Origin of the sequence: Streptomyces sp. NPDC048018, from assembly GCF_043202995.1 — a bacterium.
Lineage (GTDB): Bacteria > Actinomycetota > Actinomycetes > Streptomycetales > Streptomycetaceae > Streptomyces.
The window spans coordinates 90,319-101,192 of the sequence record NZ_JBIDBK010000010.1 but is presented as its reverse complement, the minus strand read 5'-3'; the positions used below and the strand labels follow the sequence as shown (position 1 = coordinate 101,192).

At 72.0% G+C, this 10,874-nt stretch carries 7 protein-coding genes; 2 read left to right on the top strand and 5 right to left on the bottom strand.

What is annotated here, in order from left to right:
* Window positions 1–6: 6 nt before the first annotated feature.
* The 5 genes from ACGF1Z_RS30430 to ACGF1Z_RS30410 all read right to left on the bottom strand — a co-directional run bounded on the left by ACGF1Z_RS30430 (window position 7) and on the right by ACGF1Z_RS30410 (window position 8,117).
* On the bottom strand, window positions 7–4,419 hold the full coding sequence (locus ACGF1Z_RS30430; RefSeq protein WP_393009244.1) for a LamG-like jellyroll fold domain-containing protein: 4,413 nt from the start codon (window positions 4,417–4,419) through the stop codon (window positions 7–9).
* A 172-nt stretch (window positions 4,420–4,591) separates the two neighbouring features.
* Window positions 4,592–5,719: an acyltransferase family protein gene (locus tag ACGF1Z_RS30425; RefSeq protein WP_393009243.1), complete on the bottom strand. Its 1,128-nt coding sequence runs from the start codon at window positions 5,717–5,719 to the stop codon at window positions 4,592–4,594.
* Between the two features lie 148 nt (window positions 5,720–5,867).
* Window positions 5,868–6,518: an ABC transporter gene (locus tag ACGF1Z_RS30420; protein WP_393009353.1), complete on the bottom strand. Its 651-nt coding sequence runs from the start codon at window positions 6,516–6,518 to the stop codon at window positions 5,868–5,870.
* 5 nt (window positions 6,519–6,523) lie between these two features.
* Complete coding sequence (locus ACGF1Z_RS30415) at window positions 6,524–7,429, bottom strand: ATP-binding cassette domain-containing protein (protein WP_393009242.1); 906 nt, start codon at window positions 7,427–7,429, stop codon at window positions 6,524–6,526.
* A gap of 13 nt (window positions 7,430–7,442) precedes the next feature.
* Window positions 7,443–8,117 carry an AIM24 family protein gene (locus tag ACGF1Z_RS30410; protein WP_393009241.1) on the bottom strand — a complete coding sequence of 225 codons (675 nt, stop codon included), beginning with the start codon at window positions 8,115–8,117 and terminating at the stop codon, window positions 7,443–7,445.
* An 81-nt stretch (window positions 8,118–8,198) separates the two neighbouring features.
* On the opposite strand from ACGF1Z_RS30410, the gene ACGF1Z_RS30405 reads away from it, so the two are divergent.
* A complete protein-coding gene (locus ACGF1Z_RS30405) occupies window positions 8,199–8,933 on the top strand; it encodes an aminoacyl-tRNA hydrolase (protein WP_393009240.1) in 735 nt (244 codons plus the stop codon).
* A 236-nt stretch (window positions 8,934–9,169) separates the two neighbouring features.
* A complete protein-coding gene (locus tag ACGF1Z_RS30400) occupies window positions 9,170–10,867 on the top strand; it encodes a DUF692 family multinuclear iron-containing protein (RefSeq protein ID WP_393009239.1) in 1,698 nt (565 codons plus the stop codon).
* Window positions 10,868–10,874 lie beyond the last annotated feature (7 nt).

Here is a 10,874-nt window from a genome sequence, read left to right as displayed (position 1 = left end):
GACGGACTAGAGGGCCGACGAACTGCTCAGCTCGACGCTCGGATCACCGAGCGAGATGACCTGGGCGGGGCTGAGCGCGCCCTGGAACATCCACACGTCGTCGATCTCACCCGAGAAGTACGAGCCGAAGGTGCCGTTCGACAGATCACGGCCGAACTGGACCTGACCGGTGGCCTCGAAGGGCTGCGGTGCGGACGTCCACGACACGTGGTCGGTGCAGGTGCCGCTCGTGTCTTCGTCGGAGCAGATCTGGTTCTCCAGCGCACCGTTGACGTAGAGCGAGAGCTGGTCCGCGAAGGCGTCGTAGACCACGGCGAGGTGGTTGAACCCGGTACGCATCGAGGAGTCGAAGGTATGGACGGCCGTCTTGCGGGTGGATGTGCTTCCGTCGGCGTCCGTGACACTGACCCGCCACTGGCCGACGGGGATACCGTCGACGTCCTTCACGTAGTCCCAGCCGACCTCGACCGCGCTCTGCTTGGTGCCCGCGATGGACAGTGCGGTCATGTCGCGGTTCGGTGCCGTCGGCTGCTGGACCCATCCGGCGACGCTGAAGCTCTGTCCGGTGTGGATCGGCATGGCCGTGGTGGCCGCGTAGTCGCCGTCGCCGTCGAGGACCAGGCTTCCGCTGGGGTTCCCGTCGGCGCCTGCGACGGCACCGCCCGTCGCGTTGACCGTCGCATCGCCGTTCAGCTGGGCGTTCTCCACGCTCTTGCCCGCGTCGTCGGGCGAGAGCTTCGGCGTCCCGGAAGCAGTGTTGAACTTCCACCGGGCGCCGAGCTGCGGGCGCTGCTGCACCATGGCGTGGGCCTCGTCGGCCGTGACGACCCGGTCGTAGACCCGGACGTCGTCGACGTCGCCGCCGAGAAACTCGCCGTTGACGCCCTCGCGGTTCACCGCACCGATCTGGAGCCCACCCGGGGACGCCCACGGCTTCGTCTGGGTGTACGGAACCTCACCCATCAGATAGCCGTTGACGAACAGCCGCAGCTTGTTGGTCTTGGCGTCCGAGACACCGAGGACGTGGGTCCACTGGTTGTCCGCCGGGCCGATGCAACCGGCGGTGCCCGCCGTGCACTGCTGGCCCACCGAGATCAGCGAAGCGGTCGACGAGTCCTCGGTGTAACGCCCGAAGATCCACTTATTGGCGTACGCCGAGTAGTACAGCAGGAACTCGCTCTGGTGCACACCCCGCTGGTTGGCGATCATCCGCGCGTACATGTCCGTCGGGTCGGCCATACGGACCCAGGCCGACACGGAGAAGCTGCGGGTGCCGTCCACCTGCGGACGCGTAGTGGTGATGAAGTCGTCGGTGCCGTCGAGGTGCACGCCCTTGCCCGACGCGCCGTCCGTGATGATGCTCGCGCCGTTCTGCAGCGTCGCCGTCGTCTTCTCGGAGCGGCCGAACATCAGCCCGGTCGTCGGCTCGTCCAGGGTCCACACGGCCTTGGCGGGCAGACCGGTCGTGACCGGACGTCCTGCCGCCGCCTCGTTCACCTCGGCGGCGCCGAGGGCCCGGTCGTACACCGCGATGTCGTCGATCGAACCGGACCAGGCGTCAGAGGGGTTGTCCTTCCACTTCATCAGTCCGAAGGTCATGGCCCCTCGGGCCGACCACATGTTCACGTTGGCGATGGACGCCGCGACGACGCCGTCGACGTACATCTTGAGCGTGTGGGCCGCTGAGTCGTACACGCCGGTGAGGTGAGTCCACTTGCCCTCGACCGCGGGGGTCGTCGACTGCGCGGTGAACCAGGTGTAGCCGGACAGGGCGTCGACGGAGGGCGCCTTGATCGCCCACTTGTCACCGATGAGTCCCATGGTGATGGACTGGTGCTGGCCGTTCTGGGTGATCACGGCGGTGTTACGGGTGGGGACGATGCCGACCGGCTTCGCCCATCCGGAGAAGGTGAAGCTGCGGTCGGTCTCGACGACCGCGCGGTCGGTCGTCAGATAACCGTCGGCGGTGTAGCTCATGCTCACGGCCGAACCGCTGCCGTCACGGCCGGGCCCGCTGGTGACCCCGGCCCCCGCCGTCGTCTCGAACGTGCTCTCGGAGCCGGCCAGCGTGGTCGCCCCCGGCTGCTCGTCCATGGCCCAGCCCGCGCGCTGCGGGTGGCCCGTCAGGACGTTGAAGTAGTACGTCTCGGGCTGTGAGGCGTTACCGGCGCCGTCGATGGACCGGACCGAGAGGAAGTGCGGGCCGGGGGTGTCGAGCAGCAGACTGGCGGACCGAGGGTCGCCGTTGGTGGTCGCGATGGAGTTGGCAGCCGAAGGCCCCGTGTCGAGCCCGTACTCGTACTTCACGACGTCGGCGGCGAGGCTGTCGATCTTGAAGTTGCCGTACCTGCCGACGCCGTCGGTCCAGGGAAGCGTGTCCGACTGGTCCTCGCCACCAGGGAACTCCACGGACGAAACATCGGGGCCGTCCGGGAACGTGGTGTCGATCATGATGTAACACGCCGTGGGGTCACCGTAGGAGCTCCATGGGCCCCACTCGGCTCCGTCCCATGCACGGGATTCCCAACCCACCCAGACGTTCTTGGGAACGGACGTGGGGAGCGTGACCGAGAACGGGGATCCGGACGCCTTGAAGGTGCTGGAGGCGGGCGCGGTGCCCTCGGCGCCCGTCGACCACCAGCGCCGCTTGTGACCGCCGCCGTCGCCGGAGTCCCAGGCGACCGCGAACTGCACGCCGATCTTCTCGTTGTCGGGATCCGTCGCGACCGCCGTGATCTGCGGGAAGCGGTTGATCGTGACACCGGTGGAGAGGCAGACCGAGCCCGGGGACATGGTGAGCGACTTCATCGGGATCTGGCGCGGCGGCAGGTTGTAGTTCACCCGCAGGCTCGCGTCGTCCGTGAAGCGCTTCCACGCGCCGGCATCCGACTCGTTCTCGGCCTTCAGGCCGAAGGTGATGTTGGACCAGCCGCCGTTGGCCGCCTGCTGCACGACGTTCTTCACGCCCGTGGCGCCGAACTCCAGATAGCCGGCCGCGCAGCTGGAACTCCAGCCCTTCGCGGCGGTCAGGGTCTGGAGCCAGGTCTGCCAGAAGCCGGCGGTCGTCGAGTTGTTCCAGGTGGTGCCCGACCCGATGGACTTGGTCAGGTAGAGCTGCACGGGCTTGGCGGTGCAGCTGTACGAGTGGGACTCGTACACGTTGAACTCGGCCGACAGGATGTGCTTGCCCGCGAACTTGCTCGTCACCGGGATGCGGTAGTAGACACGCTTCACGTCGGCGGCGGAACAGCCCGGAGATTCGCAGTAGCCCGTCCCGAAGTCCTTCACGTACGTGCTGTTGTACGTGAACTTGTAGTAGGGCTGCGAACCGTTGGTTCTCGAGATGCCGGCCCACGCGGAGGTGTGCGGGGTGTCCCAGGCCGGGTCGATCAGCACCGGATAGACGGTGCCGGGCGCGTCCAGCAGGGCCCGCGACGGGGTGAGGACCATGGCGTCCTCGCCACCCGTGCCCTGCCCGTCGGACGAGAGTTCGATGCCGACCTGGGCCGCGTGGGCGCCGTCGGCCGCCGGGGCGTCCACGGCGGTCGCCCCGGCCAGGGCGGAGGCGGACTTGACGGCTCGGGCGGCGGGGGCGGCCGTCTGTCCCACGGGCTTGCCGGGGCCGTCCTTCGCCGCCGCGGACGAGTCGTACATCATGGGTTCGGGGGCGGTGAACACCGTGCCGCCGGCGGCCTTGTCGACCGCTACGAGGGCGCCGTCCGGGTTCTCCCGCAGGCTGAGGCCGTCCGCGTTCAGCCCGATGCGGATGCGGTCGAGCTCCGGGTTCTTCGCCGCCTCGGGCGTCTTGACGACGAGCAGCTGGTTGAAGCCGGTGCGGGTCGCGGTCAGCCGGAGGTCGACGCCCGGGAGCACCGACGCGTAGGTGGCCGTCTCGCCGTTGAGCCGGGGTTCCGGAAGCGGCTCGGGCCAGGTCAGCTCCAGGACCTTGCCCGCACGCGTCATCCGTACCAGGGGCTTGTCGCCGCCTCCCGAGAAGGCGAGGTCCGACAGGGTCGCTCTGGGCTCGACCATCCCCTCGGTGACGCGCTTGAGGGTGGTGTCGATGTCCACCCAGGCGCCGGCCTTACGGGTGCGCACCGGCTGCGTGTGCGTGACCGACTCCAGCGTCCCGTCCGGACGCGCGGTCACCTCGCTGAACTCGGTCCGCATCGACCCCACGTCGACCGGCTTGCCCGACTTCTTGGCCTTCTCGACGGCGAGGCTCTCCGGCGTATCGGCGGCCTCGGGCTGCTGCCGTCCCTTCTCCTTGCCGTCGGTCACGCCGACCGCGGAGGCGTCCGCGGCAAGCGCTACCGACGCCCCTCCCGGCAGCACCGACACGGCGCTGATCAGACAGGCGACCGCCGTGGCGCAGGTCGCGCTGCGGATGGTTCTCCAACGTTCTCGGTCCGGTCTCACGAACCCCCCACTCCCACTGTTCATCGTGCGGGGCATGTAAGGACCTGTGGGTCCTGGGGGGCAACACGTATTCGCACGTCAGAGAGGAGGCCGAAGTCCGACCGGTCGACTCAACAGTGACATTTCCGCCTGGGCAAAAAGGGCAGTTGCCCACCCTCCCAGGTGACGTGTTTCACAAGCGGTTGAGAGTGTGTTCGTCAGGTGAAGGTTGCGTGTTCGTTCCGCGGCTGCCATCTGCCCGGTGCCGCGGAACGTCGTCGGAGCGGAAGAGCCAGCTGAGTCGTGGCTCGATGAAGGGCCGCATGATCCGGTGCACGGGGTGCGTGCAGAGCACGACGGCCAGGCCCACCGAGAGGACGGTGAGAACCGCCTGCCCCGGCACGCTCTGGACGAACTCGTGGTCGTACAGACCGCCGTGGAGGGCGGCCTGCCGGACGAAAGCGTGCAGCAGGAAGGCGGACATCGTGCCGGCCCCCAGAGCCGTGAACCAGGTACGGCGGCTCGGGACAAGGACGAGGAACGCGGCGGTGAGGACAAGCCCCACGGCATAGACGGCCGAGGCCAGCACGAGCCAGTGGACGTAGGAGACATGCAGCTCCGATGCGCCGGCACTCCGGTAGAACCACACCGCGCTGATGTCGGGGGCGATCACGTACGCGCCCACACCCGCGGTGACGAAGGCGACGACGGCGGCCGGCCGGGCCCAGGCCCTCTCCCGCAGCCACACCAGCCTCTCGGGCGACACGGTGAGGCCCAGCACGAAGAAGGGCAGGAACTGCAGGACCCGGGTGATCGAGAGCTGAGCGCCGAGCGAGAAGGCCCCCGCGGCGAGGAAGACCGCCGTGGTGGTCGTCACCGGCGCGCGCAGGTTCTGCCACAGGGGCGCGGACAGCCGCCACAGGAACAGGGCGATCAGGAACCACGTGACCCAGACGGGAGTGAGCGGCAGGATCTTGGGGTGCGTTCCCGCGAGGAAGCTGTTGAAGAGGGTGAGCAGCACGCCCCAGAGGACGAACGGGATCAGCACGCCGGTCGTCAGCCGGCGGACCTGCCGCGGCTGAGCCGTGTACGTCCTGGTGAAGTAGCCCGATATGAAGACGAACGCCGGCATGTGGAAGGCGTAGACCAGCAGGTACAGAGCCTTCACAGGGCGCTGCTCGGGCTGACCGATCAGGGGCTCCCAGAAGTGGCCGCAGACCACGAGGACGACGGCCAGCAGCTTGGCGTTGTCGAAGTAGGCGGCGCGCCCGAGCGCGGCTGTGTCGGTGGTGCCGACCTTCTGGTTCGGCAAGGCTGGCATGGACACGTAATTCCTCTGGGGGCCGGCTGGTGACAGGGCGTCCACGGCCGGGCGGCTCAGCGACGCGGCACGTGACACGGATTTTTTCGTCCGAGGCGAGAGTCAACCACGCCACGGGACCGGAGAGGTCCTGGGCGGCCCGCCGGAGCTACTCCCGCCAGGCCGTCGCCCGGCAGGCGAGGGCCACGGCTGCGGTCGCCAGGACCACGGCCGCGCCGAGCGCGGGCCACGGGAAGGTGACCGACGGCGCGCGGGCGTCGGTGACCAGGGCCGTCACGGCGGTCCGCACCGGGGAGCCGGCGGTGACCAGGGCGAGCAGCGAACCGAGCAGCAGGGCGGCGAGGGACCAGCCGCGCGAGGGGATCAGCGGGCGGGTGGTGAGGGCGCCGACAGCGGCGCCGGCCAGCACGCAGACGGCGGCCGCGAGCAGACCCTCGGCGCCCGCCGCGAGGGCGGCGACCCCGTGTCGGTCGCTGATCGCCGTCACACCGAGCGCCGTGCCGGCGCCCGTGAGCAGGGCGGCCGCCGTGCCCGTCAGGATCGCCGCCAGGTGCGCGCGGGCACGGCCGGCCGCCGCCGCGGTCACGGCGCGGGCGGCGGGCGGTTCCTGGTTCAGGCAGATCCGCACCGCCCAGGCCGTCACCGGGACGAGACCGGTCACGGCGTAACCGAGCGCGCCGAGCACCGGCTCGCCCGGGCGGATGCCGACGCCGACGTACGCCGCGTAGAGCAGGAAGGGCGCGAGCCAGCGCTGCGAGCGCAGGAGCAGGGCGGCCTGGTAGCGGAGCAGGGCGCTCATGGCCGTCATAGGGGTGCGCCTTCGGTGGTCGCCTCCGCGGTCAGCTGCTCGATGTGCCAGCCCGCGTCGAGCAGGGCCCGGAGGAGGGTGTCGGAGTGGTCCGCGCCGACCGTCGCGACGAGCCGCGGACCGCGCACCGCGCACGCCGGCGAGCCCGGCAGCCCCTCGGGGAGCCCGGTACCGCCGGAGGCGGCGATACGGATACGGGTGCCGGCGGCCGTATCGGTCGTCTCTACGCTGATGCCCACGCGGGTGCCGTTGGCGACCGGTGCGCCCGGGCCGGTCGCCGGGACGGTGCGGTCCGTGCGGTGGACCCTGCCCGCCGAGACCCGGTACTCCGCGTCCGCCTCCCCCTCCAGGCGGGCCGGGTCGTGGTCGACGAAGACGACGCGGGCGCCCGCCGCGACGCGTTCCCGCACCGCGCGGTCGAGTTCCGCGCGGGCGGCCGTGTCCAGGCCGGTCCACGCCTCGTCGAGGACGAGGAGGTCCGGCCCGGCGAGGAGCGCCTGCGCGACGGCGACCTTCTGGCTGGTGCCCTTGGAGAGGGCGGCCAGCGGGGTGTTCCCGTACGCGGACGCGCCGAAGCGGTCCAGCCACTCCCCCGCCCGGGCCCGCGCCGTACGCCCGTCCAGGCCCTGGATGCGGGCCAGGTGGACGAGGTAGCCGGTCGCGGTCAGGGGCAGGGCGGCCGGGAAGCGTTCCGGGACGTAGGCCGTGCGGGCGGGCCGGGCCGACACGCGGCCCGCGCTGGGGGCGTCGATGCCGGCGATCACCCGCAACAGGGTCGACTTGCCGGTGCCGTTGGTGCCCGTGACGCGTGTCAGGGTCCCGGCGGGCAGGTCGAGGCCCACCTCGCGCAGCACCCAGGGCCCGCGCGGTGTGTAGCGGCGTCCGACGCCCTCCAGGATCACGGTCGCGCCGGGATCAGTTGGCGGCCTTCTGGGGGGTCGCCTCGCTCGGGCGGACGATGACGAAGCCCTGGCCCTCCAGCTTCAGCTGGACCGCCTCGCCCGAACCGCCGCGCATCATCGAGCCGAAGGACTGGGAGCGGTGCAGCGAGGTCTGCAGGCGTTCGCTCCAGCCGACCACCGCGTCCGTGTCGACGAAGACCGGCTCCTGCGGGGCGACCGGGATGACGATCGGGTTGCCCTCGCACATCAGGGCGATCTTGCCGTAGCCGGTGAAGACGCTGTTGAACAGGCCGCCGCCGGTCATGCCGGCGCCCTTCACCGTCTTGATCTCGTAGTGGAGCGTGGAGTCGAAGCACAGCACGTTGCGGCCGTTGACGGTCAGGGCGTCGCCCTGCTCGATCTCCACGATGAAACAGTTCTGCGCCTCGTGGGCGAACCACGCCTCGCCCTGGCCGCGGACGGCCATCAGCGCCAGGCCCTCGCCGGTCACCGCCCGCTTGAGCAGGCCGCCGAGGCCCTGGCTCTTGTGCTCGAACTGGAGGTTCCCCCGGAAGGCGATCATCGAGCCCTGTCGGGCGTGCATCTCCCCGTTGACGGTGTACTTGACCGACTTGGCGTTCTGGAGGGTCATCCCCGGAAACGTCGCCGCCTCGGCGAGGTGCTCACTGGCGAAAAGATCACTCTTCATGGACGGCATCCTGTCCCGGAAGCCCTCATTCCCACAAGAATCGCTCGTACGGGCATCCGGGCGGGCTGGCAGACTTGCCGGGTGAGCAGCAACGACACCCGTGACGAGAAGCCGCAGTTCGTCCTCCCACTCGTGGTCCGCATCGAGAAGGCCGCACCCCCGGCCCGTACCGACGCCCTGGAGGCGGCGGCCCGCGCGGTCCTGGAGATCCTGGCCGACGAGCGGTCCCTCGGCGAGGGCGAGTGGGCGCAGGCCATGACGGACTGGCAGGACGCCCGGATCCGCAAGGTCGTACGGCGGGCCCGCGGCTCGGAGTGGCGTCGGGCGGCGGCCCTTCCGGGGATCGCGGTGACGGGCACGGGGGGCGGCGACCCCGACGGCGACGTTCCCGCCGCGGAGGTACGGGTCTTCCCGCCCGTCCCGCTCGACGGCTGGCCCAGGGAGCTGGCCAAGCTCCAGGTCTCCGGCACCGACCTCGACGACCCCGTCGAGCCGGGCCCGGTGCCGGAGGGCTCCGTCGTGCTGTGGCTGAACCCGGAGCTGGACATGTCCGCCGGCAAGACGATGGCGCAGGCGGGGCACGGTGCCCAGCTGCTGTGGTGGGAGCTCTCGGACGCCGACCGCAAGGCCTGGCGCGAGGCCGGCTTCCCGCTCGCGGTCCGTACGGCCGACGCGGCGCGCTGGGCCCGGTTGACGGCGGGCGGGCTCCCGGTCGTCCGGGACGCGGGCTTCACCGAGATCGCGCCCGGGTCGTGCACCGTCGTGGCCGAGGGCGGCGAGCAGATCGGCGCGCGGCTGCGGCTGCGCGCGCTGTAGGGCGGTTCCCCGGGATCGGGCGGGCCCCCCGCGGTCCCGAGGGCGCGCACCGGGGGGCCGCTGCACCGGAAGGCGGCGTCGCCGGGGGCCGCCACGGTTCCCGGCCGTCCCGAACAGCCGGGGCCCGCCGCGGTTCTTCGCCCGTCGAGAACCTCAAATCAACCTCTGAACGTCTCCCTGTCCGGATTCGAACGGCGGCTTCCGGGCCATCACGTGAGGGACCGAAGGAGGGGGACATGAAGGAACTCGGTATCGGCATCGGCTGGCGGCCCGAGATCGCGGACGCGGTCGAGGCGCTGCCCGGTGTCGACTGGGTGGAGGTCGTCGCCGAGAACGTCTGCGCCGGCCATCTGCCCGACTCCCTGCAGCGGCTGCGGGCCCGCGGGGTGACCGTCGTGCCGCACGGCGTCTCGCTGGGGCTGGGGGGTGCCGACCGGCCGGACGCCGGACGGCTCGCCGCGCTCGCCGAGAAGGCCACGGCCCTCGGGGCGCCGCTGGTGACGGAGCACATCGCGTTCGTACGGGCCGGGGGGCCGCTGACGGCGACGCCGCTCCTGGAGGCGGGCCACCTGCTGCCCGTGCCGCGCACCCGGGACGCGCTGGACGTGCTCTGCGAGAACGTCCGCATCGCGCAGGAAGCACTCCCGGTGCCGCTGGCCCTGGAGAACATCGCGGCCCTGATCGCCTGGCCGGGCGAGGAACTGACGGAGGGCCAGTTCCTGACGGAGCTCGTGGAGCGCACGGGGGTGCGGCTCCTGATCGACGTGGCCAACCTGCACACCAACCACGTCAACCGGGGCGAGGACCCGGCGGACGCGCTGTCCTCGCTGCCGGTCGAGGCCATCGCGTACGTGCACGTGGCGGGCGGCCTGGAGCGGGACGGCGTCTGGCACGACACCCACGCCCACCCGGTCCCCCGTCCCGTCCTCGACATCCTGGCGGACCTGGCCGCCCGGGTCTCCCCTCCCGGCGTCCTGCTCGAACGGGACGACCGCTTCCCGGCCCCGCAGGAGCTCGCCGCCGAACTCTCCACGATCCGCGCGACGGTCACCGGGGCCCGGCCCCGGCCGCTGCTCATCGGCGCGGGCGCCCGGGTCTCGGGCGGCCCCATGCCGGCGCGGGTGACGACGGGCACGGAGCCCCGCGTGCCGGCCCAGGCCGGGGCGGCTCGCCTCCCGGCCGAAGCCGGCACACCCGCCGCGCCGCCGGTCCCGGTCGCAGCCGGACGCAACGCCGCGCCGCCGATCCCGGCCGGAGCCGGAGCCCACACCGCCCCGCCGATCCCGGCCGAGACCGGAGCCCACACCGCGACGCCCATCCCGGCCGAGACCGGAGCCCACACCGCCCCGCCGACCCCGGTCGACGCCGGACCCGATGCCGCGCCGCCGCTCCCCGCCGAGACCGGAGCCGGCTCGTCCGCTCCCGGTGCGGCACCGGTGGCGGCCCCCGTCCCCGCGCCCCTCGCGGCGCACCCGCTCGCCGCGCCGCTCCGCGGCCCCGCCGCTCCGGCGGGCGCCCTCGCGGCGGCGCCGCGCCAGCGGGTCGCCGTCGCCGAGGCGGCGCTCCTGTCGGCGCTCGTGGCCGGGACGCCCTCGCCCGAGGGCTTCGACGTGCGGCGGCTCGGGGTGCAGAGCCGCGCGCTCGCGGCGAAGCGGGCGGACGTCGTGGCGAAGGTGGCGCCCGAGCTCCCGGAGATCCTGGGCGAGGGCTACCGGCCGGCGTTCCTCGCGTACGCCAGGAACCGGCCCATGACCGACGGCTACCGGCACGACGCCCTGGACTTCGTCGAGGGCCTGCTCGTGGCCGGCCGGCCCGACGACCCCGACGCCCGGCGGCGACTGACCGCCTGGTGGCGGGACCGGGCCGGCATCCGGCCGCCCGGCCCGGCGGCGCGCCTCGCGCACCGGGTCCGTACCGCACTGGGAAAGGGGTGAGGCGGCC